The organism is Flavobacterium magnum (assembly GCF_003055625.1).
Taxonomy (GTDB): domain Bacteria; phylum Bacteroidota; class Bacteroidia; order Flavobacteriales; family Flavobacteriaceae; genus Flavobacterium; species Flavobacterium magnum.
Genome location: NZ_CP028811.1, coordinates 376586 through 401670 on the forward strand (window position 1 = coordinate 376586; position 25085 = coordinate 401670).

The 25085-nt window shown below is 48.2% G+C and carries 23 protein-coding genes and 1 tRNA gene; 9 read left to right on the forward strand and 15 right to left on the reverse strand.

Going from position 1 to position 25085, the window contains the following annotated elements; genetic code table 11:
* Positions 1 to 12: 12 nt before the first annotated feature.
* The gene (locus tag HYN48_RS01415; protein ID WP_108369439.1) at positions 13 to 642 is read left to right on the forward strand and encodes a response regulator transcription factor; all 630 of its coding nucleotides are present in this window, start codon (positions 13 to 15) and stop codon (positions 640 to 642) included.
* On the opposite strand, the gene dnaG is transcribed toward HYN48_RS01415, so the two are convergent.
* The 6 genes from dnaG to rlmN all read right to left on the reverse strand — a co-directional run bounded on the left by dnaG (position 639) and on the right by rlmN (position 7681).
* Positions 639 to 2615 (reverse strand): DNA primase, encoded by a 1977-nt coding sequence (dnaG, locus tag HYN48_RS01420; protein ID WP_108369440.1) that lies wholly within the window; start codon positions 2613 to 2615, stop codon positions 639 to 641. The genes HYN48_RS01415 and dnaG overlap by 4 nt on opposite strands.
* 204 nt (positions 2616 to 2819) lie before the next feature.
* A complete protein-coding gene (locus HYN48_RS01425) occupies positions 2820 to 3869 on the reverse strand; it encodes a hypothetical protein (protein ID WP_108369441.1) in 1050 nt (349 codons plus the stop codon).
* Positions 3870 to 3897: 28 nt separating this feature from the next.
* Positions 3898 to 4629 carry a hypothetical protein gene (locus tag HYN48_RS01430; protein ID WP_108369442.1) on the reverse strand — a complete coding sequence of 244 codons (732 nt, stop codon included), beginning with the start codon at positions 4627 to 4629 and terminating at the stop codon, positions 3898 to 3900.
* Entirely contained in the window at positions 4616 to 5176 is a 561-nt protein-coding gene (locus tag HYN48_RS01435) for an RNA polymerase sigma factor (RefSeq protein ID WP_108369443.1), read from the reverse strand. The genes HYN48_RS01430 and HYN48_RS01435 overlap by 14 nt, the downstream gene beginning before the upstream one ends.
* A 223-nt stretch (positions 5177 to 5399) precedes the next feature.
* Positions 5400 to 6377 (reverse strand): polyprenyl synthetase family protein, encoded by a 978-nt coding sequence (locus HYN48_RS01440; protein ID WP_108373258.1) that lies wholly within the window; start codon positions 6375 to 6377, stop codon positions 5400 to 5402.
* A 263-nt stretch (positions 6378 to 6640) separates the two neighbouring features.
* Positions 6641 to 7681 carry a dual-specificity RNA methyltransferase RlmN gene (gene rlmN / locus HYN48_RS01445; protein ID WP_108369444.1) on the reverse strand — a complete coding sequence of 347 codons (1041 nt, stop codon included), beginning with the start codon at positions 7679 to 7681 and terminating at the stop codon, positions 6641 to 6643.
* Positions 7682 to 7784: 103 nt separating this feature from the next.
* On the opposite strand from rlmN, the gene HYN48_RS01450 reads away from it, so the two are divergent.
* Positions 7785 to 8426, forward strand: coding sequence for an O-methyltransferase (locus HYN48_RS01450; protein ID WP_108373260.1), 642 nt, complete (start codon positions 7785 to 7787; stop codon positions 8424 to 8426).
* 48 nt (positions 8427 to 8474) lie between these two features.
* Here HYN48_RS01450 and HYN48_RS01455 read toward each other — a convergent pair whose 3' ends face one another.
* The 7 genes from HYN48_RS01455 to HYN48_RS01485 all read right to left on the reverse strand — a co-directional run bounded on the left by HYN48_RS01455 (position 8475) and on the right by HYN48_RS01485 (position 14472).
* Positions 8475 to 9047 (reverse strand): phosphatase PAP2 family protein, encoded by a 573-nt coding sequence (locus HYN48_RS01455; protein ID WP_108369445.1) that lies wholly within the window; start codon positions 9045 to 9047, stop codon positions 8475 to 8477.
* A gap of 2 nt (positions 9048 to 9049) precedes the next feature.
* Positions 9050 to 9412, reverse strand: a complete 363-nt coding sequence (locus HYN48_RS01460; RefSeq protein ID WP_108369446.1) for a Sec-independent protein translocase subunit TatA/TatB — start codon at positions 9410 to 9412, stop codon at positions 9050 to 9052.
* A 131-nt stretch (positions 9413 to 9543) separates the two neighbouring features.
* A complete protein-coding gene (locus HYN48_RS01465; protein WP_108369447.1) occupies positions 9544 to 11793 on the reverse strand; it encodes a M1 family metallopeptidase in 2250 nt (749 codons plus the stop codon).
* Positions 11794 to 11806: 13 nt separating this feature from the next.
* A complete protein-coding gene (locus HYN48_RS01470) occupies positions 11807 to 12298 on the reverse strand; it encodes a DUF6702 family protein (RefSeq protein ID WP_108369448.1) in 492 nt (163 codons plus the stop codon).
* Between the two features lie 12 nt (positions 12299 to 12310).
* Positions 12311 to 13069, reverse strand: coding sequence for a hypothetical protein (locus HYN48_RS01475; protein ID WP_108369449.1), 759 nt, complete (start codon positions 13067 to 13069; stop codon positions 12311 to 12313).
* Positions 13056 to 13766 carry a hypothetical protein gene (locus HYN48_RS01480; RefSeq protein ID WP_108369450.1) on the reverse strand — a complete coding sequence of 237 codons (711 nt, stop codon included), beginning with the start codon at positions 13764 to 13766 and terminating at the stop codon, positions 13056 to 13058. Before HYN48_RS01480 ends, HYN48_RS01475 begins: the two co-directional genes overlap by 14 nt.
* Entirely contained in the window at positions 13753 to 14472 is a 720-nt protein-coding gene (locus tag HYN48_RS01485) for a hypothetical protein (RefSeq protein WP_108369451.1), read from the reverse strand. The genes HYN48_RS01480 and HYN48_RS01485 overlap by 14 nt, the downstream gene beginning before the upstream one ends.
* Positions 14473 to 14669: 197 nt before the next feature.
* Here HYN48_RS01485 and pepE point away from each other — a divergent pair, with 197 nt between their 5' ends.
* Positions 14670 to 15377, forward strand: coding sequence for a dipeptidase PepE (gene pepE / locus HYN48_RS01490; RefSeq protein ID WP_108369452.1), 708 nt, complete (start codon positions 14670 to 14672; stop codon positions 15375 to 15377).
* A 172-nt stretch (positions 15378 to 15549) separates the two neighbouring features.
* Here the strand turns inward: pepE and HYN48_RS01495 are convergent.
* Positions 15550 to 15625: transfer RNA gene (locus HYN48_RS01495), tRNA-Gly, on the reverse strand.
* Positions 15626 to 15747: 122 nt separating this feature from the next.
* On the opposite strand from HYN48_RS01495, the gene HYN48_RS01500 reads away from it, so the two are divergent.
* A complete protein-coding gene (locus HYN48_RS01500; protein ID WP_108369453.1) occupies positions 15748 to 16188 on the forward strand; it encodes a GNAT family N-acetyltransferase in 441 nt (146 codons plus the stop codon).
* Here the strand turns inward: HYN48_RS01500 and HYN48_RS01505 are convergent.
* Entirely contained in the window at positions 16183 to 16899 is a 717-nt protein-coding gene (locus HYN48_RS01505) for a murein L,D-transpeptidase catalytic domain family protein (protein ID WP_108369454.1), read from the reverse strand. The two genes, HYN48_RS01500 and HYN48_RS01505, sit on opposite strands and share 6 nt — an antisense overlap.
* A gap of 197 nt (positions 16900 to 17096) precedes the next feature.
* On the opposite strand from HYN48_RS01505, the gene HYN48_RS01510 reads away from it, so the two are divergent.
* From HYN48_RS01510 to HYN48_RS01530, 5 genes are all read left to right on the forward strand, one after another.
* Positions 17097 to 19517: a DUF5916 domain-containing protein gene (locus tag HYN48_RS01510; RefSeq protein WP_108369455.1), complete on the forward strand. Its 2421-nt coding sequence runs from the start codon at positions 17097 to 17099 to the stop codon at positions 19515 to 19517.
* A 77-nt stretch (positions 19518 to 19594) separates the two neighbouring features.
* Positions 19595 to 21112 carry a 2,3-bisphosphoglycerate-independent phosphoglycerate mutase gene (gene gpmI / locus HYN48_RS01515; protein WP_108369456.1) on the forward strand — a complete coding sequence of 506 codons (1518 nt, stop codon included), beginning with the start codon at positions 19595 to 19597 and terminating at the stop codon, positions 21110 to 21112.
* Positions 21113 to 21157: 45 nt separating this feature from the next.
* On the forward strand, positions 21158 to 23353 hold the full coding sequence (locus HYN48_RS01520) for a T9SS type B sorting domain-containing protein (protein WP_108369457.1): 2196 nt from the start codon (positions 21158 to 21160) through the stop codon (positions 23351 to 23353).
* Between the two features lie 97 nt (positions 23354 to 23450).
* The gene (gene map / locus HYN48_RS01525; RefSeq protein ID WP_108369458.1) at positions 23451 to 24269 is read left to right on the forward strand and encodes a type I methionyl aminopeptidase; all 819 of its coding nucleotides are present in this window, start codon (positions 23451 to 23453) and stop codon (positions 24267 to 24269) included.
* Complete coding sequence (locus tag HYN48_RS01530) at positions 24269 to 25033, forward strand: class I SAM-dependent methyltransferase (RefSeq protein ID WP_108369459.1); 765 nt, start codon at positions 24269 to 24271, stop codon at positions 25031 to 25033. Before map ends, HYN48_RS01530 begins: the two co-directional genes overlap by 1 nt.
* The last annotated feature ends 52 nt before the right edge of the window (positions 25034 to 25085 follow it).

The window sequence follows — 25085 nt, forward strand, 5'->3', positions numbered from 1 at the left end:
AACACTACGATTATGATAAAAGTTGGTATCGCTGATAATCAGCCTGTAGTCCATTTTGGCATAGAATCCTTTTTTAAAGGCCACGACAAAATCAATATTGTAGGCCATTATAACAACTTCAACGAATTGGGAAATGTCCTCGGGAATGACAAGCCGGATATCCTGGTACTCGACCTGGAACTTAATGGACTGACCAGCATGAATTTCATCAAATCGCTCAAGCGCGAGCACCAGGCCGTCAAGATCCTCATTTACAGCAACCTTTCGGAGCAAACCTATACGCCTAATGCGATAAAGGCCGGCGTTTCGGCTTACGTACACAAGACCAGCGAACTTGAAGTGCTCGAACACGCCATTCTCAAAGTAAACCAGGGGGAAATAATTTTCAGCGACGATGTCCGAAAGAAATTGCTTGCGATATCCAAACAGAACAAAAGTGAAAGACTGTACCGCAAATTGTCATCGCGTGAAGTGGAAGTACTGCGGTATCTAAGCGACGGAAAGAAAAACAATGAGATTGCAAAACTGCTCGATCTGAACGAAAAAACAATCAGTACCTACAAACTCAGGCTGCTCAATAAACTGAATGTGACGAATCTTGTGGATTTGGTCAACAAAGCGAAAAAACTCGAAATCGTTTAATGATAGCGCGACATCACGCGGCCCAGCTTCGTTGAAAAAAAGTTCACGAGTTTGTAGTAGTCCATGGCGGTAGACAGCACTTCGGTATTGTCGGCGTCGGGTTCCTGTGAAATCGTGGCTTTGAGCTCTTCGATAATCCTGTCGACGAGATACCACCGCATCGTCAGGATTGTTTCAGAAACGTACTGGGCGATGGAGTGATTTTTTTGCTTGACGATGATATTCTGCGCTTCCCAATTGTGTAAGGTTATTTTCTCATCTTCCATCAGGATATCGGTAACTTCCTGAGCAAATTCAGCCGGAAGCTGCATCAGGTAATGTTCGGTATTAAACGTTTCGTGTTGTTGAAAATAAGCAATAAGATCGTTGTAAATGCCCCTGAACAATTCGTTGGCCAATTCCACCTCGTCTTCCTGCAGGCTTAAGAAAATCCGCCGGTGTACTTTATAAGTCTGCTTCTCAGTAGCATATTCCACCTCTCCTTCTTCGTTGGTCCTGAGCAACACGTCTTCAAACTCATCTTCGGTATTGCCATACAGCAAAAGGATCTCAATAATTTTACGCTCAAGGCCATACAGGATATCCACTTTTGCAATTTCCTGCGGCTGTTCCTCCCGGATTACTTCAAATGCCTGTTGTTCCTGCTTTTGCTTTTTGGCCAGATCACCCATGTCTTTCTGGACCATCTGCGCCAGCGTACTCACCAACACCTGTTCAGAGATATCCATGATGCGTGAACATTCCTGTATATAAATCTCGCGGCGGATGCGGTCCGGTATTTTTGAAATGCTTGTAACCATGTCGCGGATCAGGTCGGCTTTCCTGATTGGGTCGTTTTTCGCCTCATCCATCAGCAGTGACGCCTTGAACTGAATGAAATCGCGAGAGTTTTCCTCAAGGTACGCCACGAGTTTCTCATATGGCGTCTTACGCGCGAAACTGTCCGGATCTTCGCCTTCCGGGAAGGTGCATACCTTTACGTTCATGCCTTCCTCGAGTATCAGGTCGATGCCGCGCACGGAAGCCCGCAGCCCTGCCGCATCACCATCGAAGAGCACTGTGATGTTTTTGGTAAGCCGGTTAATCAGCCGGATCTGGTCCGGGGTGAGCGCCGTCCCTGAAGAGGCCACGACATTTTCTATCCCTGCCTGGTGAAACTGGATCACATCGGTGTATCCCTCGACAAGATAACAGTTGTTCTGTTTGGCAATCGCCTGCTTGGCGTGGTTGATGCCGTACAAAACCTTGCTCTTATGGTAAATATCGCTTTCCGGCGAGTTGACGTATTTGGCGGCTTTCTTATCGTTGGTTAAAATCCTTCCGCCGAAACCCACGGTGCGCCCCGACATGCTTTGAATCGGAAACATCACACGGCCGCGGAAACGATCGAACTGCTTGTCGTCCTTGACAATGGTAAACCCGGTGCTTTCAAGGAATTCCAGTTTGTAGCCTTTTCCCAGCGCTTCTTTCGTAAAGGCATCCCAGGATTCCGGCGAAAAGCCGAGACTGAATTTCTTAATGGTCTCTGCCGAAAAGCCTCGTTCCTTAAAATAAGAATATCCGATAGCTTTGCCTTCTTCGGTATTCAGGAGCACATCGTGGAAATAGTTCTTTGCAAATTCTGAGACTAGGAACATGCTTTCACGTACGTCTGCGATGGCCTTGTCTTCCTGGCTTTGTTCAGTTTCCTCAATTTCGATATTGTATTTTTTAGCCAGGTAGCGAATGGCTTCAGGATAGGTAAAATGTTCGTGCTCCATGAGAAATGCCACGACATTTCCGCCTTTACCCGAACTAAAATCCTTCCAGATCTGCTTGACCGGCGAAACCATAAAGGACGGCGAACGCTCGTCTGAAAAAGGACTTAGCCCCTTGAAATTGCTACCTGCTCGTTTCAGCTGGACAAAATCGCCAATGACCTCCTCAACACGGGCGGTTTCAAAAACGGTCTCTATGGTATTTTTGGAAATCATCAGGCACCAAAGTTACAAAGTTTAAGGTTCAAACTTTAAAGTTTTTAGCTCATAAACCAGGATCGTACCCGCAGTCCTGATGGAATCGACATCATTCTGACACCCAGCCCAGTGGCAGAAGACGCAGCATTCAGCAGGATAAAGCGCAAAATAAAAAGCGCCCCTCTCGAAGCGCCTTCTACTATCTAACTCACTTAAACAAAATTAATTCAGGTCGAAACGCACCCCTAAGGACACATTGTTCTGTTTCACGGCATTGTCCTTGAACAACGGGTTCAGGTCGTATTTTGCATACAGGCTGACCTCTCCGTAACCAACATAGGCGCTCAATCCATAGATAAAATCGTTGACGTTGAAGCTGCCTTTGGTCACTTCTTTCGAATCGTATCCGGCGATATCATATTTGATAATTTGCTTCGATTTCAGGTTTACCCCGGCGTATCCACCAAGCCCAAGCCGGAAACTTTCATGGGTTTTGTACAGTGTCTTGCCGTCTTTGACAGTCGGGCGCGTAAAATCAAACTCAAGGTGCAACGGCACCACCAGGTTGACGTTCCTGAAACGGGAATCCTCCATTTTCACCGGATTGGTTTCCAGGTCGGTTTGCGAGCCGTTGTCGACAAACATTCTGTTGTCCGTTGGTCGCAGGTTGTTGTACATTAATGACAATCCGTACTTGGCGTGCAGCAGGTTGCTGTTTTTGGCGATACGCGTATTCCATGACAGCCCCCATTCGTAAAAATGCGAACCCCAATAGCGGTAATCCGATCCTGCAATCGCACCGTCTGTAGCCAGATTGTTCACCCCAAAGGCGAATACAAACTGTGAGGTTGTCCGCAGCTCACCCGGAACATACGGCTTGCGGCTGTCCCTGATCTTGAATCCGGGAAAATATAAATCTACCCGATAGCCGTTGTTTGCGGTGTCGCGTTCGGCAATTTTTCCGTCGACCTTATCCTGCACCAGGGCTTTAAGTTCGGATTCTGCGGCAGCGACGCGCGTTTCGATATTCCTGGCGCGCACTTCTGCGAGCTTGAGTTTCCGTTCATCGGCCTGCGCAGCCGTAATGGTGCCTTTTTCCAAATCCTGGTTGACGAGTTCGACTTCGTCCCGAAGCATCATTTTTTCTTCTTTTGTAATGTTTTCGATTTTGGCAGCGATGCTTTTTGCCTTGTCCTCAAAGGTTTGCTGGGCGCTCATCCTGCTGAAGAACAGGCACAGGAATCCCGCTAAGTAAATGGTAAGATTTCTCATGATTGATGGTTTTAAATTAAATTGATGATTATTCCTTGTTCCGGTTTGCCAAAGCGACTTTTACGTTTTGGTAATTCTTGTTGGCAGACCTGATGACGCGCTCACGGAACGTCAGCGTGATTTCGCCATCGACCTGTGAAAGCAGGCTGTTCGCATTGACGGTCACCGCCGGATCTGCTGCCGAAGGTTTCCGGGCTTTGGTTACTGATGCCAATAGTTCGTCAACATTGACTTCAATCCCCTTTTTGGTTTCGGACGGCGTTTGATTGATGGCCGGCTGAGGGTGATTTTGCCTTTCGGCAAGTTGGGTTTGATTTTCAATAACGGGAAGCGCTTCGTTTGTTATTGGATTTTTGATTGATGATTGGTTTTTTTGATGATTGATTCCTGGCGGCTGGTCTTTTCCTGGAGCATGATCGCGGTTTGCCGTTTCCGCAACGGTTTCGGTGATGATTTGTTTGTTACCGATGTTGTCCGTGTGTGTATTTTTGAGCGTATCGTTTACAACGTCGTTTTGCTGTATCGTAACCGGATCGTCCTTACTCACATCGGTCATTTCTTCTGTCTGGGAAAAGAATGCAATCCCAATGAACAAAAAACCCAATACCGATGCGGCGATATAAAGCCAGCCGTAATTGCGCTTTGGTTTTTCTGCAACGGTGAGCATGGCATCCAGCCTGTCCCATGCGTTTGCCGAGGGGGTAATCTCCCTTTGATTCAGCTTTTGCCTGAAATCGTCCTCTAATTTATGCTGTGCCATTTTGATAATTCTTTAGTTTGTTAATCTGCTGCTGCAACATCCTGCGGGCGTGCGACAACTGGGATTTAGACGTGCCCTCTGTAATTCCGAGCGCCTGCGCAATCTCCTGGTGTTTGTATCCTTCAATCGCATAAAGGTTGAAGATCATGCGGTAACCGTCGGGAAGGCCGTCAATCAACGCCTGTATGTCTTCTACGTTAAAATGACTTTCTATGTTATTGAAGGCATCTTCCTTGTAATACGTGTCCTCGAGAAAACTGACTTTCTTCTGCGCCCTGAGGAATGAAATGCTTTCATTGACCATAATCCGGCGTATCCAACCTTCAAAACTCCCTTTGTGCTCAAACTTATCCAGATTGGCAAAGACTTTCATAAACGCCGTAATCATCACGTCTTCCGCCTGGTGCAGGTCCTTAATGTACTGTCGGCATACGCTCAACATCTTTGAAGCATGTTTGTTGTAAATCTGCTGTTGTGCGTGCCGGTTATTCTCGACTGCCAGGCGGATTGTATCCTGTTCTTCTTGATGTAGACTGATGACTTTCATTAACGGTCAGGTTCGTATAATCAGATTTCTATTGGCATAGACGGGAAGGGTTGGAAAAGGGTTGCATCAGGTCAGCAAAAAAATCTGATGATTTGCAAAGCACATCCCCAAAACCCAATAAACAAAGGCTTTCACACCAAAAAAAAACTTTAAAAAAATAAAATGTAAGGTCGAATGGATTCCGAAAAACGGTTTTGCCATCTTGAAAATATCGGGCTGCTGGCTATTTTTTCCGCTCAATCACGTAATTCACCATCAATTCCAATGCGTCCTTATAAGGCGATTGCGGGTATTTTGAAATCAGTTGCAGGGCGTGCAAACGGAATTCTTCCATCTTCGATTCAGCGTAAGCCAGGCCGTTTTTTGCTTTGACAAACGCAATGACTTCCTTCACCCGTTGCTTATCCTTATTGTGGTTCTTTATGGAATTAATTAACCACGACTTCTCTTTTGCCGAACAATGGTTGAGGACATGGATCAGCGGCAGGGTCATTTTCTGTTCCTTAATGTCGATGCCCGTCGGTTTGCCAATCGCTTCCTCAGTGTAATCAAACAAGTCGTCTTTGATCTGGAATGCCATCCCGATGAGCTCGCCAAAATAACGCATGTCCTCCACCCTTTCGGCATCATCGATGACCGACTGCGCGCCCAACGCACAGCAGGCTGCAATCAGCGTTGCGGTTTTCTGGCGGATGATCTCATAATACACGTCCTCGGTGATGTCAAGCCGCCGCGCCTTTTCGATCTGCAGCAGCTCGCCTTCGCTCATCTCACGCACAGCGACCGAAATAATCCGCAGCAGGTCAAAATCGCCGTTATCGATTGACAATAACAGGCCCTTCGACAGCAGGTAATCGCCCACCAGCACGGCAATCTTGTTTTTCCAAAGCGCATTAATCGAGAAAAATCCGCGCCGGCGGTTGCTGTCGTCCACCACATCATCATGCACCAGCGTCGCGGTATGGATGAGTTCAATCACTGAGGCGCCGCGGTACGTCCGCTCATTGACTACCCCTCCGGAAACCATCTTGGCGGTAAGAAACACAAACATCGGGCGCATCTGCTTGCCCTTTCGGTTCACGATGTAGTACGTGATGCGGTTCAGCAGCGCGACCTTTGAGGCCATGGCATCGTGGAATTTCCTTTCGAAAAGTTCCATTTCAGCCTTGATCGGCTGCTTTATTTGCTCGGTGGTTTTCACAGTGTCAAAGATAAAAATTAATTGGGCGTTCCGGCGGCAGGCGTGATTTTTCTTAAACCGCGCTTCCGTTGCCGCCGTCGGGCTGTACGCTGTATCTTTTGCTTTGCTGCGCACCGCAAAAGGATGCCGCTGCCATCCCTAACGCACGTATGCAATCCAAAAATCGGCATTTCGTAACATGGGGGTTCGAGCAAAGGCATAAAAGCGCTTACCCGGAAGATTGATGACTACCGACAACGATTGAGCCAAAAAACCAGGACGCCCTAAGATTTATTGGCCAGTTGTCCACACGCAGCATCAATATCCTTACCACGGCTGCGCCGCACTTTCACAACAATGTCCGCGGATTCAAGCGCATGGATATACGCATTGATACTTGCTTCGGAAGCCTGTTGGAATTCGCCGTCATCGATTGGGTTGTATTCGATCAGGTTGACTTTGCACGGCACGTGCCTGCAGAACCTTACCAGCGCGTCAATGGATTTCCTGTCGTCGTTGATGCCTTCCCAGACCACGTATTCGTAGGTCACCCGGCTTTTTGTTTTCAGATACCAGTATTCCAAAGATTCGCGCAGTTCGGTCAGCGGGAAATTTTTTGTAAATGGCATAATTCGGTTTCGGGTCTCCTCAATCGCAGAATGAAGTGACACCGCCAGCTTGAATTTCACGCCATCGTCAGCAAGCTTTCGGATCATTTTTGAAACACCTGAGGTGGAGACCGTGATGCGTTTGGGAGACATGCCTAATCCTTCCGGCGATGTGATTTTTTCAATGGCTGTCATCACGTTGTTGTAATTCATCAGCGGCTCTCCCATGCCCATGAAGACAATATTCGACAACGGATGGTTATGGTACAGCCTGCTCTCCCTGTCGATGGCGACGACCTGGTCATAAATTTCGTCAGGCCCTAAATTCCGCATCCTTTTCAGCCTGGCCGTTGCGCAGAAATTGCAGTCAAGACTGCATCCCACCTGGCTCGACACACAGGCCGTCGTCCTGGTCTCGGTAGGGATCAGCACTGATTCCACCACAAGACCGTCGTGCAGCCGCACTGCATTCTTTACCGTACCATCTTCGCTGCGCTGCATCTGATCGACCATGATGTGGTTGATCACAAAGTGCTTGTCGAGCATTTCACGCGTCGCCTTTGCGACATTGGTCATGTCGTCAAAACTGTGCGCGCCTTTACTCCAAAGCCATTCGTATACCTGGTTGCCGCGAAAAGCCTGATCACCATGGGCAGTAAAAAAGTCGCGAAGCTGGGCTTTGGTTAACGCACGAATGTCTTTTTTTTCGGTTTCCATAGTGCAAAGATAAGGGTTTAGTTTGGAATCCGGCAGCCGGAAACTCTGCCCCCTTTTCGGTCAGGCGGTCTTTAAACTTTTCCTATTTTTGCAAAAAAACAACATGCATTTCCTATCCGACGACCTTGAAGATTACATTGAACAGCATTCAGAGAAAGAGCCTGAACTGCTGGCAAGGCTTCATAAGGAAACCTATCAGAAAGTCTTGCTGCCCCGGATGCTCAGCGGGCATTTCCAGGGACGTGTGCTCAGTATGCTTTCGAAGCTGGCCCGGCCAAAATCGATACTCGAAGTCGGCACCTATACCGGATACGCTACGCTGTGCCTTTGCGAGGGATTGCAGCAGGACGGGGTCGTGCATACGATTGACATCAAGGAAGAACTGGTGGATTTTCAGCGCAGGTATTTTGATGCTTCGGCATGGGGAAACCGGATAGTGCAGCATCTGGGGGCAGCCTTGGATATCATTCCTGAAATCGACGCAACATTCGACCTCGTTTTCATCGATGCCGATAAAGAAAACTACCTCAATTATTATCATATGATCCTGCCGAAAATGAACCAGGGCGGCCTCATCCTTTCCGATAATGTGCTGTGGAGCGGCAAGGTGGTCCAGGAGCTGCAGCCGAACGACCTCAGCACTAAAGTCCTGCTGGAATACAATGCATTGCTGCGGGACGATCCGCGCGTGGAGACGGTGTTACTCCCGATAAGAGACGGCCTTACGGTAAGTCGGGTATTGTAAGTTTGCCATTAATGATGGACGACCTTCCATTACAAACTGACTTCACTCTTAATCCAACGAAAAATACTTCCCCTTTGCCCAAAAATACAGCCTCAGTACGAGCGTGCTGGTGATAAGGCCGCAAAGGTATCCGCATAAAATATCGAGTGGATAGTGCAACCCCAGGTAAATGCGGGTATAAGCAAAAACCAGCGGCCATAAGAAAATCAGCCCCATCATACGGTAATGCTTTTTCAGGATGGTATAGATAAACACCGCTGCTGCCATTGAATTGGCGGCGTGGCCCGAGAAAAAACTGAAGGTCTTGCTGGTTTTTCCCTTGACGTAATAGATGAGTGTATTGAGTTGCGGGTCACTGCTGGGTCGCAGGCGGCGAAACTCGTATTTGAAGAAATTGGTCGTCTGGTCAGTGATAAGGATCAGCAAGGCGACAAAGCCCATGATAATTAACGTGTTTTTCGCGCCGACTTTTTTAAAAATAAGATAAAAGAGGAACAGGAAGAAAGGCGTCCAGTTTAACTGATCGGTCAGGAATAAGAAAAAACCGTCCCATTTTTCGGAGCCAAATCCATTGAGGTAAATGAAGAGCCGGCGGTCCAGCGACAGGATTTCGTCGAGCATGCCTATGATCTTTTGATCGAACCGGATCCCGCGATATCGTCAATCGCTTCCTTGGCTTTGTTGATTTCAGCGGTGATGTCCGAAGTCACATCGTTCATATTCAGCGGCGATTCCGGGGTGTGCCCTTCGACCATCTTGTTGAATCCCTGCTTTACATCATTCACTTCTTTGGTGATGCTTTTATGGTCGAACCCATGATCTTCCGCGCCTTTCCTGATCTCATTCTTGATATCGTTGGTCGCGTTTTTTACCTGCGCTATACCTTTGCCCAGACCGCGCGCGATTTCCGGGAGTTTATCGGTACCGAATAACATCAGTGCAATAAAGATAATGAAGAACATTTCGCCGCCGCCTATTCCAAACATAGCCTTTCAGTTAAAAAATTATACTGCAAAAATACAAAAGAATATGATGTCATTAAGTTAAAGAATTCGGAAGATAGGCAATACGCTTGCCGAATTGCAAAACTTCCGGTCTCGCCGAAACGGCTAACTGTTTAATCAAACTTGGATTTGACGGTTTCCTTGGGCCAGGTGTTGTTTGACAGGTCGGTATCTGCGGTTTCAAGCTTTGGATCGATGGTAAATTTTCTTACGGGTTTTCCTGTAGCGAACATTCTGGAAACTTCCTTATCGTTCATCCTCCAGATCTGCGCAGGAAAGGTCTGTATCTCTGTAGTGCCGTCGTCAAAAGTCATCTCAACGATAATCGGCATGACCAGTCCGCCCGGTTTCTCGAAGGTGACATGATAGAAATATTTTGGATCGGCGAGCTTTGCCTTTTCCTCAGCAGAAAAATTGGCGTCGATAAACGCTGTCAATGTTTTCGCGTCCCTGTAGTCGAACGCCTTGTTGAGCTCGGGCCTGAAATCCTCGCTGCCCTCAGCAACCATGTAGACTTTCGGACCCGGAGCGGATTTTGGCTTGCGGGCACTGAACTCCGGTTTGGCTTCCTGGAAACCCTTTGGCATTTGTTCGGTCACGAAATACCGTTTTACCTCTTTTATACCGATGTCATTATAGTCCGTGGTGTAAAACCATCCCCTGAAAAACCAGTCCAGGTCGACGGCGGAAGCGTCTTCCATCGTCCGGAAAAAATCCTCCGGCGTCGGGTGCTTGAATTTCCATCGGTTTGCATACGTGCGAAAGGCAAAATCGAAAAGTTCGTGGCCCATGATTGTTTCGCGAAGTATATTCAGGCCCGCTGCAGGCTTTCCGTATGCATTGTTTCCGAATTGCCTGATGCTTTCCGAATTGGTCATAATCGGCACCAGCCCGGACTGGTCACCGCTCATGTAGGGCACAATCAACCTGGCGGGTCCGCGTCGTGACGGAAAATTCGGGTCGAACGATTGCTCCGCGAGGTATTCCATAAAAGTGTTCAGGCCCTCGTCCATCCAGGTCCACTGCCGCTCATCGGAATTGACAATCATCGGGAAGAAGTTGTGCCCGACCTCATGGATCACGACGCCCAGCATCCCATACTTCACGCCGTCAGAATAGGTGCCGTCTTCTTCGGGGCGCCCAAAATTCCAGCAAATCATCGGGTATTCCATGCCCTGATCCTGCGCATTTACCGAAACGGCTTTCGGATAAGGATAGTCAAACGTGTATTTCGAGTAACTTTTTAGGGTGTGTGCCACGGCCCGCGTCGAGTATTGTTCCCACAACGGATTGCCCTCTTTGGGATACACCGAAATGGCCATCACGGTTTTCTCCCCGATTTTCACCGCCATAGCATCGTAAATCAGTTTCCTCGACGTGGCAATCCCAAAATCACGGACATTCTCTGCTTTGAATTTCCATGTTTTTTTGGCGGTGGCAAAGTTGGGCTCTTTCGCCGTGGCTTCGGCCTGGGTGACGACCACTACCGGTTTGTCAAACGATTTTTCGGCCAATTGGTAACGCTTGAGCTGTTCGGCGGTAAAGACTTCGGCCCTGTTCTGAAGTACACCCGTAGCTTCCATAATGTGGTCGGCGGGCACGGTGATGTCTACTTCGAAGTTGCCAAAGGGCAACGCAAATTCGCCTCCACCCCAGAACTGCATATTCTGCCAGCCTTCCACGTCATTGTATACGGCCATGCGCGGGTAGAATTGCGCCAATACATAAAGATTATTTCCGTCTTTGGCAAAATGCTCATAGCCTGATCGGCCACCAACGACCATATAATTATTGATATTATACCACCACTTCACCGAAAACGAAAACTTTTCTCCATGTTTCAGCGGTTTGGGCAAATCAACTCGCATCATTGTCGCGTTGATGGTGTAAGGAAGGGATTTTCCGGACACATCATGTACATAATCGATTTTAAATCCGCCATCGAATGATTCCTGAAGGTATTTTTTCGAAAACCCATTTACGCTGATGGCGTTGTCAGGATTCTGGCTTTCAGCCAATGGGGACTGCGACGTTTTCGCGTGCTGGTTCTGATCCAGCTGCACCCACAGGTAATCCAGCGCTTCCCTAGCGTTATTGGTATAGGTGATGGTTTCTGTTCCGAACAGTTGTTGCTTTTTATCGTCAAGTTCGACGCTGATCCTGTAATCCGCCTGTTGCTGATAATATTCAGGTCCGGGTGCCCCGGATGCCGTGCGGTAGGCATTAGGTGTCGCCAGCACATCGTACATTTGACGGAACTTGCTTCCATCTTCGTGGCCCACAGCGTTTTTGGGCTTGTCCTGCGAATAGAGCGCATGGCCAATAAAAAAAAGCAGGGAGAGCGTAAATCCGGTATTCTTCATTTGAATCTGTATTTTATTTAAAAACGCCTGAGGCATTACCCGCCGTCAGCAGCAGGCTTTGCTTTTCATCTCCATTACTGTATTGGATGATGTTTTGCTGGGTATCGTTGAGCTCCATCAGCGCGGCGTTGTATATGTCGATTTGATTGGCTTTTGTTACGTCCGCAATCCTGAAATAGCAAATCACGACATTCGCCTCCAGCTCTTTGCTCAGGTACGTCAGGGCTTTCTTCTGGCCGTTGACCCTGACAACGAACTTTTCGGCAAGGTATTTCCTGAGCAGTTCAACATCATCGGGCACTTCGTTTTTCTCTCCGATATGGGTTTTCTTATTGAAGTGTTTTCCCACGGCATTGTTCAGGTCATCCATAAAAATGCGTGCAGTGATCTCAATTCGTTTCTTCTCTGCAGCTACATGAACCTGGTAGATTGAAACGTAGAATTTATGTGCGGAAAATCCCGACAGGACAACGAAAATAAGCAGATACGTGGCGGCCTTCTTCATGTCCCAAAGATACTATTTCTTTTCTTTGCTGACCGCCGCGTTAAAGTCAGTCGCTTTCCGGGCCATCTCAATTCCGATGCGCTCGGGGTTCCCGTTCTCAAAAGTTTCCGCAAAGTCAGCATCCTCAACGAGGTAGTATTTAAAGCCCGTTACGTATTCTGAAGCGATTTTCAATTCGGTTTTGAAATAATCGTCGGTGTAGCGCGCATTGACTTTTGACAGCAGCATTTCCTTTTTCTCGAGCAGTACTTCCTTTTTAAGACGCTTCGCTTTACCGTTGATGGCATTGATGATCGGGTCAAGCTCCATACCGCCGGCGATGATCCCCAGCAGCTGGATCGGTTTGAAAACTCCTGCCGTCCGAAGTCGCCGTTCCGCAGGGGTGTAGGTTTTTGCGGGCCTATTAAGAATCCTTAGGCTGACTGCATTAATGTTATTGTGGTTTACAACTTCCACCTCCTCGAGCTGTGTGACTTTGGAGATCATCGTAATATCGATCCTGCCTTTATAATACTGGTCCTTGTCGACGATTGTTCGCTGGAATTCGAGCTGTTCCGCACTCAGCACCAGTACGTCGTCGATATCGGCAGCGATTGAAAAATGGCCATCACTGTCGCTGACCACTTCCTGCTCATTGGCGACATTGACGATATGCACGCCGGACGGCACGCCATCAGCCACGAAAATCCTGCCTTCAAGCACACGCTGCTGCGAAAAAGCCAACTGCAGCAAAAGAAGGCAGCCGTATAACAGTAGCTTATTTTTTGTCATTCGGGAGCCCGTTGTATTCCCTGGCCAATCCGACCATCATGAAAGTCGCCAGCAATTTGTCCTTAAGCCTCAATGTGTCAACGAATTTCTTGTTTTCCACTATATAATAGTGAAATCCCTTGATCCTGTCTTTAGAAATTCCAAGATTCTCCTCATAAAAGGAGTCAGGGAACAGCCCGTCGAGTTTTTCAAGCAGCATTTCCTTCTGTTCGATCCTGGCATTTGCCCTGAGTTGCTTTGTGCGGCCTGAAATCAGATTGATCAGCGCGTCGATTGCCGTGCTGTTTGCCGTATAAATCTTGCGCTCGGCAGGCGTATATTGTTTGGGTTTCTTGGACAGGATCCCCAGGCTCACTGCGTCGAACCTGATGATTTCCACCTCATCGAGCTGCGTCGCCTTCGCTGTAGTCTGAATGGTAATTTTACCTGAATCGTAGTCCTGCTTTTCAATAACCTTCCGCTGCAGGTCGACATGATTTCCGGAAATGAGCAAAACGTCGTCGGTTTTTGCCAAAATCGAAAATGTACCGTCGTCGCCCGTGACCGACTCTTTCTCGTTGACAAGGTTGAGGATATGGATTTCCCTCGGACTGCCGTCTTTCACAATGATGGCGCCTGAAATCAACTTTTCTTCCTGGGCAGAAAGCAAGCCGGAAATTAGAAAACACAGGAGCAAAAAAGTATTATTTTTTTTCATTGGCAATGTTTTTGATAAATTCTGTCGCAAGCTCACCCACGATAAAATCAGACATTGATGTATTCTTCGATGCTAATGTATTCAGAAAACGCTGATTTTCGACGAGGAAATATTGGAATCCCTTAATATAATCGAATGGGATTTTCAGTTTTTGCAATAAAAAATTGTCATCATACAGATACTGTATGCGTTGCAGCCAATTTTCTTTTTTCTCGGTTTCCAAAGCTTTTCTGAGCACCGCAGTGCGTCCGGAAATCGCGTTGAGCAGCGGATCGATTGAAAACTTCGTGTCCAGACCGATTTGCGCATCGGCGCCCGTTGCAGTTTTCAGGCGGCGTTCGGCCGGTGTGTATTTCTTTTGTCCGGCCGGAATGATTCCAAGTGATACCGCATTGATCCCTGGATAATTCATAATGACGACCTCGTTGAGTTGGGTGACTACTGACTGCAGCTTCACGTACATTGTTTCGTTCTCCATATCCTCACAGGCTATCGCCATCCGGAATGGTTTGATGTTTATTGCCGAAAACATCAGCGTATCATTTTCTGCTGCCTGGATCGTAAAATACCCGTCGCCGTCCGTAACGGCAAACCTTTCCGTCCTGACATTGATTACGTTGATATGGGCCGGATCCGAAAAATCGATCGCCACCCTGCCCTTAATATTCTTAACCGGATTCTGCTGCGCGTGTGCGAGCGCAATCATGAAAAAGCAGAAAAAATAAAAAGAGATTTTTGCATGATAACGGGCGGCAGCTGGAAAATTTCGGGGTAAAAATATTTCAATCCCTTCCCAATTAATTGCCAACGGATTCGTAAAATTCTGTTAATTAGCAGTCAAACCGACTTACGGAAATCTTTCTTTTTATTACAAAGCTTTTTATCTTTACCAAAACCAAGACTATGAAAAACCTGATTATTGCAAGCACATCCACCCTGCACGGCAGTGGCTACCTTGAGTATATTATGCCTGAACTGGAGACGCATTTTGCCCACTGCCAAATGATCGTTTTCATACCGTATGCGCGACCGGGCGGCATCACCCATGACGAGTACACTGAAAAAGTGGCGCAGACGTTTGCCCGCATCGGGAAGGAAGTCGTTGGACTGCATACATTTGAAAATCCCGCAGAATCCATCAAAAACGCAGAGGCCGTATTTACTGGAGGCGGCAACACGTTCCTGCTGGTTTCGGAACTGTACCGATACGGTGTGATGGAGCCACTTGCCGAGGCGCTGACAAACGGCACGCCATACCTGGGGAGCAGCGCGGGGAGCAACATCACCGGCCTGACTATGCAGACCACGAACGATATGCCGATCGTTTACCCGCCAAGCTTCAGGACATTGGGAATGATCCCGTTCAACCTGAATCCGCATTATATCGATGCAGACGGACAGTCAAAACATATGGGCGAAACGCGTGAAACAAGGATTAAGGAATTTCATGCTTTTAACGCGGTACCGGTTTTGGGCCTGCGTGAAGGCAGCTGGATTGAGGTCAAAGGGGAGCGGATTACGTTGAAAGGTGAATTATCGGCGCGGCTTTTCCGCCAGGGACTGGACGCTGTGGAACTCGAAACGGGTTGCGATTTAGGATTTGTGCGCTAACCATCGGATGCGGTACTGCGTTAGCGGTTGGAGCGGAAATCCTTTTAAGGATCACCGGAACGCAGTGCAGGAAATCCTGAAAAGATTGCAGCGGAAAACGCGGGCCGCAGGCAACGCCAAAATAAACCCGTTAAAAATAAAAAAAGCCCCAAACTAAAAAGTTTAAGGCTTTTGGAGCGGAAGACGAGGCTCGAACTCGCGACAACCAGCTTGGAAGGCTGGAGCTCTACCAACTGAGCTACTTCCGCAATAACGGTGCAAATATAAGTAATTAGTTTTTTCAGTTGCAAGTTTTTTTATGAAAAAAAATTCGGAAAATCAGCAATCCCGTGATAAACGATTTATCCTTAAAATGTTACCTTAACCATAAATGAATACGATCAGGCAGATTACCGCTGAAGAAACCTATATAGTGCGGCAGGAAGTGCTGCGAAAGGGCCAACCGCCTGAAAGCTGCCGTTTCGACGGAGACGAATTGCCCACAACGGTACACCTTGGGTTGTTCGACAACGGCATGCTGGCGGGAATCGTGACCGTGCTTGACCATGGGAACCCTGTTTTTGGGACGGGGAAAGCGTTCCAGCTTCGCGGCATGGCTGTGCGGACGACACATCAAATGAAGGGTTTTGGCGCGGCACTGTTATCGGGTGCGGAAGCGTTTGTCAAAACCGAAGGCGGCACCGTCGTCTGGTTTAACGCACGCACCACTGCAGTGGGATTTTACGAAAAAGCAGGCTATCAAAAGAACGGCCCGGCGTTTGAGATCGGGAACGTCGGGCCGCATTATATGATGTTTAAAGCCATTTTATGATGCCATCACCTTTGCCGTAGTGGCTGCAGTATGCGACGGATGGTAAATGTAGAGGCACGACTTGTTCTTAATCGTCTCAATAATATCGTGTGTGAGCTCAGCGGGCAGCGCCGGACAACCCTGGCTTCTCCCGAGGCGGTGGTTGTTCCTGATGAACGATTCCGATACATAATCGGCTGCATGCATCACGACGCCCCGCGCACGTGCGGCGCTGTTGACGCCTTTTTCCATGCCATCCAGCTTGAGCGAGGCACCGTGCTTGCCGTTGTAAATCTCGCCGGTAACGTAAAGTCCGAGGCTGCTTTTATACGATTCCGACGCATTGGAAAAGCTGTTTGCAAATTCGTCGCCTGAGTTCCTGCCATGCGCCACCAACGATTGGTACAGCACGGTATTGGTTGCCATGTCGATGACCCAAAGACGTTTGGTATTGGATGATTTGCTGAAATCAATCAGCGTGAGGATATCTTTCTTCAATGCGCCTGATGCTTTTAATTCATAAAAGGCCTGAAGCCCCTGGGCGAAGCTTGTGATATCAGGAAGCGCGAAATGGTTTGCATTCAGGCTGTTGTACACCGTTGACGCTTCAGTCTCAAATGCCGTTGCGGCTGGGACGGTGGCGATTGCTGAAACTTTTTTAACTGCTGTTTTTTCGATTGGGGAAAAGCTGGTCAGAACGAAAATAATGACTGCCGATATTCTGTATACCATTGAAAATGTTTAAGTTAATACTTCGTCTTTGGGACCGCAAAAGTAACGCACCGAAGGCTGACTGCCAAAATAATGGGCAAATTTTAACTTTTGCGAAATATCGGGTAGGAATTACAAAACGCTGCTGCCTTTTTATTATTGTATGGATGCGAGGAAATTTACTTTAAATTTTTACTTTTGCCTCACAATCAACCCCTATGAGCAAAATTCACCAAGTATTCCTGTCGCTGTTGCTACTCACAGGCGTAAATGTTTTTGCTCAGAAAAAAATCCTCGTAGCCAGGAACACGTCCGAGAAAATAACCGTAGACGGCAAATTTACGGAGGCCGCCTGGACGACCGCCCCATTGGCCGGTGATTTCGTGATGTTCCAGCCTGATAATGGCAAGCCGATTGACAGCGCAAAGAATACTGAAGTCCGTATACTTTACGACAATGACGCCGTTTACATCGCCGCGACGATGCATGACGACGACCCTTCAAAGATCCGGAAAGAGATTACGCAGCGTGACAACGTGGGGACAGCAGATATTTTTGGGGTTTTCATCAACGGGTTCAATGACGGCCAGCAGGATTTCCAGTTTTTTGTGACCGCTTCGGGCGTGCAGCTCGACCGGCTGGCTACAGAAGACGGCGCCGTGTCGCCGGACAATTTCAACCAGGATTTTTCGTGGGACGGCATTTGGGACAGCAAGGTACTGATCACCGATTTTGGTTGGACTGTGGAAATGAAAATACCTTATGCGGCGCTTCGATTTTCGAAGGAGAAGGTCCAGACGTGGGGATTGAATTTTTACCGCAGCATCCGCCGCGACCGGCAGCATTATACGTGGAGCCCGATTGATTCTGAGATCCGCTCGACGCGCAACCAGAACGGCGTCCTGGAGGGCATTGAAAACGTCAAGACCTCCACGAGGCTGTTCTTCATCCCTTACTCTTCTTATTATTATGAAAACAACGAATCCGGATCGGCCAATAAATTCAAAGCCGGAATGGACATCAAATATGGCATCAACGATTCATTCACGCTGGATGCGATCCTGATACCCGATTTCGGTCAGACGCGCTTCGACAATGTCATACTGAACCTGAGTCCGTTTGAGCAGCAATTTTCCGAAAACCGCCCATTTTTTACCGAAGGCACCGACCTCTTCAATAAGGGAGCGCTTTTATATTCGAGACGCATCGGCGGCGCACCCCGGTTTCAGCCCGAAGACTTTGATCCCGTCAATGAAACGATTGCCAATGCGCCGGCAACGGTCAATTTGCTGAATGCTGTAAAAGTGTCGGGGCGGACAAAAAAAGGGCTTGGGATTGGCGTACTGAACGCGGTAACCGAGCGCACCTACGCCACGGTACAAAACACGGCTACGGGTGAAAAACGCGAGGGTGTGGTCGAGCCGCTTACAAACTACAATGTGCTGGTGCTTGACCAGCGGTTCAACCAAAACTCTTCGGTGACGCTTGTCAATACGAACACGCTGAGGGAAGGGCACTACCGCGATGCCAATGTTGCCGGCCTGCTTTTCGATCTTAACACAAAAGAGAATTCGTACAACTTGTCAGGCGATTTCAAATACAGCACGATTTACTCAGCGAGCCAAACTGACGGCTTCAAGACCTCGCTGAATTTTGAAAAGACCAGCGGCAAATACCGTTATACGATTTTCGGGAAATACCTTTCGGCAGATTATGACATCAACGACCTCGGCATCGCGTTCCAAAGCGATTACCACAATATATATGCCGACTTCAGTTACCGCATCCTCAATCCTACCAAGGTTTTCAATACTTTCCGGACTGACGTGAAATCGAGTCTCGAACTTGAAAACACGACCGGAAAGTTGCAGGATAATTTCATCAATTTTTCAGCGGAAGGCAACACGCGCCGCAATGATTATTACCGTCTGCTTTTCCAGGCAAATCCTTTGGAAAGCTTTGATTTTTATCAGCCTCGCATTTCGGGAAGGTATTCCTATATCCCGCGCAGCATCACGACGCTTTTCGTATTTTCTTCAAATTATAACAATACCCTTGCCATTGATTTCAATCCGTCTGTAAAGTGGTATGATGAGAAAGGCCGCCGCGACTATGGTTTCTTTTTCAGCCCGAGATACCGCATCAACGACAAGATTCTGCTGATTTACGGGTTTAATTACGTCCGATCGATGAACGACCGCGGCTACGTAGGACACGACCCCACGAACATTTATTATGCGGAAAGGAACATCAAAACAATCACCAATGAGTTGTCAGGGAAATTAGCGCTGAACAATAAAATGACCATTAACCTGACGGCAAGATATTACTGGTCCTTTTCAGACAACCATGATTTTTTTGTATTGCAGAATGATGGGCACCTGTCGCCTGCGACACTGGTTTCGGTGCTCGATGAGAATTTTAATGTATGGAATTTTGACCTTTCGTATGCCTGGTGGTTTGCGCCGGCCAGCCAGATTTCTATCCTATACCGGAACAACGCCCTGGATTACCGCAACGACATCCGGCGGGGAATCGGCGAAAACCTCAAAAACCTGTTTGACAACAGCCTCAACAACATCTTTTCGGTGAGCTTCCGCTACTACATCGATTACAACAGCGCGAGGAAGTGGTTTTAAGATAAAGCATGCCGGTTTTTGGTTTTTATTAACCTGCAGGGCTTGGAATTCAATTATCTTTGCAAAAATCCTTTTCGATGAACAAGAAAGTCATTCTGATGATCCTGGACGGCTGGGGAAAATCCCCGGACCCTAAAGTTTCCGCCCCCGATAACGCAAAAATTCCCTTCATAAAAAACCTGCTTGCAACTTACCCGACGGCCGAATTGCGGACGGACGGACTCAACGTAGGGCTCCCTGACGGGCAAATGGGAAATTCGGAAGTCGGACACATGAACCTGGGTGCCGGAAGAATCATCTACCAGGATCTTGTGAAAATTAACCTTGCCGTCGAAAATAAGACGTTCAACAAGGAAAAGGCTGTCGCCGACGCGTTCCATTATGCAAAGGAATATGATAAGGATGTGCATTTGCTGGGACTGGTTTCCGACGGCGGCGTCCATTCACACATCAACCATTTGAAAGGGCTGATTGACGCGGCGCATGATTACGGACTGGAGAAGGTTTTTATTCATGCGTTTACCGATGGGCGCGACGTGGACCCAAAATCGGGCACGGGTTTTATCGGCGACATTGTGAACCATGTAAAAGGCACATCGGTAAAGCTGGCCTCCGTGATTGGGCGCTACTATGCCATGGATCGTGACAAGCGCTGGGAACGGGTGAAACAGGCGTATGATTTATTGGTCCATGCCGAAGGCACGCATTCGCAGGATGCCGTGAAAAGCATCGCTGAAAATTATGCGAAAAACATCACAGATGAATTCCTTCCGCCGATTGTCATGACCAATGACCATGATGAGCCGCTCGTCACAATCAAGGAAGGTGATGTGGTGATTTTCTTCAACTTCAGGACCGACCGCGGAAGGCAACTCACGGAAGTACTTTCACAAAAGGACCATCCTGAGGAAAACATGCACAAGATGAACCTGTATTATGTGACGATGACCAATTATGATGATACGTTTCATAACATTTACAGGATTTTCGACAAGGACAATATTACCGAAACCCTTGGGGAAGTTTTGGAAAAAAACAACAAAAAGCAAATCAGGATAGCCGAAACCGAAAAATATCCGCACGTGACGTTTTTCTTCTCCGGCGGCCAGGAGGCGCCATTTGAAGGCGAAACCAGAATTTTAAGGAACTCCCCTAAAGTCGCGACCTATGACCTGCAGCCTGAGATGAGCGCTTTTGAGCTCGCAGATGCCCTGGTGCCTGAACTCGATAAAGGCGAAGTTGACTTTGTGTGCCTGAACTTTGCCAATGGCGACATGGTAGGGCATACTGGCGTGATGGAAGCCGCAATCAGGGCGTGCGAAGTGGTGGATCAATGTGTGGAAAAAGTCGTAACGGCTGCCTTGAAAAACAATTACACCACCATTGTCATCGCCGATCACGGCAATTGCGAAACGATGATCAATCCTGATGGGAGTCCGAATACAGCGCACACGACCAATCCCGTGCCGATCATCCTTGTGGATCCGGAACTGAAACACATCAACAGCGGCATTCTGGGCGATATTGCACCCACCATACTTGAGCTCATGGGCATCGGGAAACCCGAAGCGATGACAAGACATTCGCTTTTGTAATGTAGGAAAACTGCCGGATTTGCTGTTTAAATATTATTTGCAATAATGAAAATATTACTCCGGGCGATAATGCCTGCCTTTTTATTATGTTCGGTATGGATTTTTGCTCAGGGCGGCGCTTCGTCCTGTGCGGAACTGCAAGCCAATTTCCAGCAATACCAATCCTGCGCCACGAGCATACCGTTTACCAATTCGGTAAACAACACCAGCGCCGAAAATTTCGATACGAGCTGCATCGGCGAGCCGCTGCAGGGACCCACCTGGTTTTTTATGAAAATCAAAACGTCCGGAAGCATCCAGCTGAAAATCAGCCAGGTCAGCAATAACGGCAATGGAACGGATGTCGATTTCGTGCTTTGGGGTCCGTTTCCTAACCTGAACAGTATTTGCGGCCAATTGAACCAATTGAGGGAAATCGATTGCAGCTGGTCAGCGGCGGCCATCGAACAGGTTACGCTCCCCAACGCCGTGGCCGGACAGTTGTACGTATTGCTGGTTGATAATTATTCAAATGTACCGGGCGAGATTACGATTACGCAAACCGGCGGGACAGGAAGCTCGGACTGCGGATTTTTGTCGGCGGTGGATATACAGGATGATATGGGAAACGATATTGAGCAAATCAGTTTTTGCACACCCGACACCAGGAATTTGGTTGCAACTGTCGAGTCCGATGATTTTCCTGGTAACGCGGCAGACCTGCGGTTTAATTATAAGTGGTACAAAGACAATGTTGTTGTCAGTACAGTAACGGCGTCCCCATCGAATTCCAACATACTGAACATATCCCAAAGCGGAACCTACAGGGTGGAAATGAGTGCCTATGACAGCACAGACCCCGCTGTCGTAATTGATAATCTGGAAGTTTACACCGATGAAGCCATCGCAATTACAAGTCCCGTCATTACGCCTCCTGACCCGATTAGAGGCTGTGGAAATCCCGATGCGGTGTTTAACCTGACCGCCAGGAATTCGCAGATTACAAATTCTAATTCCGCCTATTCGGTTACATTTTATGAGTCACAAAACGATATGGATAACGGGATTGGTATTCCCAATCCCAATGCTTACACCTCAGGCAGCCGTACTATTCTGGTTCGCGTTGTCGACCCGCAGAATAGCTCCTGCCCTGTAACCACATCGCTGACCCTGGAAGTAAGGCAGCTCCCCGGCAGTGCAGTAAACCCTGAGGCAATCCAATATTGCGACGATAGTGGCTATACCGTCTTCGACCTAACACAACATGAGGAGCAAATGGCCGGCAATACGCCTTCCGGCATCAGCTTCAGGTATTACATCAATTTGGATGATGCCGAAGCTAATAATGATTACAACATTCCAAATCCGCAGGCTTTTAAAAATACAGAAAAAGCACATCAGGTGATTTACGTACGCATCAACAGTACTTTGAATAATGACAGCGAGACTGGAATTTACTGTTACCGTATACTGGAGCAGGAAATATATGTTCGTCACAGCCCATTCCACAAGGTAAGGCAATTTTACTACGTCTGTATCGACATCGATGGTAATGTCGTGAATCCCGCGCTCATCGACTCTGGTTTATCGCAGGGCAATTACGATTTCATATGGTTTAACGGTTTTGATGCCCAAGCAGGCAATGAGATCATCGGTGCCAATGGCCCCGTTTTCACGACAGAGCATGAAGGCGATTATTCTGTCAGGATCACCGATCTGGCCTATCCGACGCTTTGCCAGACGGTAGCTAACTTTACCGTCAGGAATTCACTCGTGCCATTTTCGCTCAAGGGCAATCCAGCCGAGCTCGTGGCTTTTGATACTGACAATACGATTACGGCAGTAGTTACGCCACCGTCTGATGATTTTGAATACAGCCTTGACAATACGCCCTGGCAGCAGAGCAATGTTTTTACGGACGTCAAAGAAGGCATTTACAATCTGCGCGTCCGCAATCAATATGGCTGTGGGGAGCTCAGCACTATGGTCGTCGTCGCCGATTACCCTCGTTTTTTCACACCGAACGGCGATGGGTACAATGACTACTGGAACATTGGCGGACGGCTGGCACTGGACCAGTCCAATGTGTTTGTCTATGACCGTTTCGGGAAGCTGATCACTGAACTCACGGCGAATGAAACCGGATGGGACGGCACCTACAACGGCAGGCCTGTGCCGGCTGACGACTATTGGTTCCGCATCAACTACACTGTCGGCGGACAGGCAAAGGAATTTCTGGGTCACTTTTCACTGAAACGTTAGGAGGTCCAAATTCCGGTTTTGGAGTAAAAAGTTTGGCGTTGAGGCACTTTGCTACTTTCCAACTAAAAGCGTACTTTTGCCACCTGAAAATACCATCATGATTATACCTAAGACACCGGAAGAAATTGAGCTGATGCGCGAAAGTGCACTGCTCGTTTCCAAAACACTGGGAATGATAGCTACCGAAATCAGGCCGGGCATCACCACGCTCGAACTGGATAAAATGGCGGAACAATTCATCCGTGACCACCAGGCCGTACCTGGTTTCCTGGGTCTTTACGGCTGCCCTTCGACACTGCTTACGAGCGTTAACGAACAGGTTGTCCACGGACTCCCTACGAACCGCCCTATTGAGGAAGGCGATATCGTATCGGTGGATTGCGGGGTGCTGAAAAACAAATTCTATGGCGATCATGCCTATACCTTCGCCATCGGTGACATCGACCCGAAAACCCAAAAACTGCTCGAAGTGACCAAGGCATCGCTGTACATTGGGATCAGGGAATTCCGCGCCGGAAACCGCGTTGAAGACATTGGCAGCGCCATCCAGAAATATACCGAATCGCACGGCTACGGCGTGGTGCGCGAACTTGTCGGGCACGGATTGGGCGAAAAAATGCACGAAGATCCCGAAGTGCCGAATTATGGCAAACGCGGCCGTGGCAAGCTTTTCGTCGAAGGCATGACCATCGCTATTGAGCCGATGATCAATATGGGAACGCGCAATATCAAGACGCTCAAGGACGGATGGACAATTGTAACCGCGGATAAGAAACCGAGCGCGCATTTCGAGCACAATGTGGCACTGGTTGACGGAAAACCCGAGTTGCTTTCGACATTCGCTTACATTTACAAAGCGCTGGGGATTGCCTCTGATGAAGAAAATGAGTTTCGCAAAATGCCATTGGCCATCTGATGAAAAAAATCTTTAAGCTGCTGCTCAATACGGTCCCGCGGCCTTTACTGATCCGGCTGAGTTATCTGGCACGCCCCGTATTGGCCTGGCTGCTGAAAGGCAAAAAATTCACCGACCCGATTGATGGGAAAAGCTTTTCCATGTTTCTGCCATACGGCTACGGTACGCAGCGCAACAACGTACTATCACCAAGTACGCTTTCGCTCGAGAGACATCGCCTGCTGTGGCTGTACCTCAACAATGAAACCGATTTTTTCACGGCGCCGAAAAAAGTGCTGCATTTTGCACCCGAACAGGCTTTCTATACATTATTCCGAAACCGGAAAAACCTCGATTACACCACGACAGATTTATATTCCCCGCTGGCTGATGTAAAGGCCGACATCTGTAATCTGCCGTTCGCGGACAACCAATATGATGTGATCCTTTGCAACCATGTCCTGGAGCACATCCCCGATGACACCAAAGCGATGCAGGAATTGTACCGGGTGCTGAAGCCTGGCGGCATGGGGATTTTCCAGATCCCGCAGGATTTATCACGCGAGCATACTTTTACAGACGACACGATTACCGACCCGAAGGAGCGCGCAAAAATTTTCGGCCAATACGACCACGTCCGCGTGTATGGCCGGGATTATTTCGACAAACTGCGCAGCATCGGTTTTCAGGTGATTGAAGAAGATTACACGAAAAAACTGCCCGCGGAACTTGTGGTGCAGTATTGCCTGGCCCCGGGAGAAATTATCCCGGTTTGTTTCAAGTAATTCGCCGCCAGGGTTATTTCAAAATCCAAATAAAAAAGCCTGACGCAACAGC

Excerpts from the sequence above, each read along its gene's own strand:
- HYN48_RS01415 (WP_108369439.1), top strand. The coding sequence starts at position 13 with ATGATAAAAGTTGGTATCGCTGATAATCAGCCTGTAGTCCATTTTGGC.
- dnaG (WP_108369440.1), bottom strand. The coding sequence starts at position 2,615 with ATGATTTCCAAAAATACCATAGAGACCGTTTTTGAAACCGCCCGTGTT.
- HYN48_RS01425 (WP_108369441.1), bottom strand. The coding sequence starts at position 3,869 with ATGAGAAATCTTACCATTTACTTAGCGGGATTCCTGTGCCTGTTCTTC.
- HYN48_RS01430 (WP_108369442.1), bottom strand. The coding sequence starts at position 4,629 with ATGGCACAGCATAAATTAGAGGACGATTTCAGGCAAAAGCTGAATCAA.
- HYN48_RS01435 (WP_108369443.1), bottom strand. The coding sequence starts at position 5,176 with ATGAAAGTCATCAGTCTACATCAAGAAGAACAGGATACAATCCGCCTG.
- rlmN (WP_108369444.1), bottom strand. The coding sequence starts at position 7,681 with ATGGAAACCGAAAAAAAAGACATTCGTGCGTTAACCAAAGCCCAGCTT.
- HYN48_RS01450 (WP_108373260.1), top strand. The coding sequence starts at position 7,785 with ATGCATTTCCTATCCGACGACCTTGAAGATTACATTGAACAGCATTCA.
- HYN48_RS01455 (WP_108369445.1), bottom strand. The coding sequence starts at position 9,047 with ATGCTCGACGAAATCCTGTCGCTGGACCGCCGGCTCTTCATTTACCTC.
- HYN48_RS01460 (WP_108369446.1), bottom strand. The coding sequence starts at position 9,412 with ATGTTTGGAATAGGCGGCGGCGAAATGTTCTTCATTATCTTTATTGCA.
- HYN48_RS01465 (WP_108369447.1), bottom strand. The coding sequence starts at position 11,793 with ATGAAGAATACCGGATTTACGCTCTCCCTGCTTTTTTTTATTGGCCAT.
- HYN48_RS01470 (WP_108369448.1), bottom strand. The coding sequence starts at position 12,298 with ATGAAGAAGGCCGCCACGTATCTGCTTATTTTCGTTGTCCTGTCGGGA.
- HYN48_RS01475 (WP_108369449.1), bottom strand. The coding sequence starts at position 13,069 with ATGACAAAAAATAAGCTACTGTTATACGGCTGCCTTCTTTTGCTGCAG.
- HYN48_RS01480 (WP_108369450.1), bottom strand. The coding sequence starts at position 13,766 with ATGAAAAAAAATAATACTTTTTTGCTCCTGTGTTTTCTAATTTCCGGC.
- HYN48_RS01485 (WP_108369451.1), bottom strand. The coding sequence starts at position 14,472 with ATGATTGCGCTCGCACACGCGCAGCAGAATCCGGTTAAGAATATTAAG.
- pepE (WP_108369452.1), top strand. The coding sequence starts at position 14,670 with ATGAAAAACCTGATTATTGCAAGCACATCCACCCTGCACGGCAGTGGC.
- HYN48_RS01500 (WP_108369453.1), top strand. The coding sequence starts at position 15,748 with ATGAATACGATCAGGCAGATTACCGCTGAAGAAACCTATATAGTGCGG.
- HYN48_RS01505 (WP_108369454.1), bottom strand. The coding sequence starts at position 16,899 with ATGGTATACAGAATATCGGCAGTCATTATTTTCGTTCTGACCAGCTTT.
- HYN48_RS01510 (WP_108369455.1), top strand. The coding sequence starts at position 17,097 with ATGAGCAAAATTCACCAAGTATTCCTGTCGCTGTTGCTACTCACAGGC.
- gpmI (WP_108369456.1), top strand. The coding sequence starts at position 19,595 with ATGAACAAGAAAGTCATTCTGATGATCCTGGACGGCTGGGGAAAATCC.
- HYN48_RS01520 (WP_108369457.1), top strand. The coding sequence starts at position 21,158 with ATGAAAATATTACTCCGGGCGATAATGCCTGCCTTTTTATTATGTTCG.
- map (WP_108369458.1), top strand. The coding sequence starts at position 23,451 with ATGATTATACCTAAGACACCGGAAGAAATTGAGCTGATGCGCGAAAGT.
- HYN48_RS01530 (WP_108369459.1), top strand. The coding sequence starts at position 24,269 with ATGAAAAAAATCTTTAAGCTGCTGCTCAATACGGTCCCGCGGCCTTTA.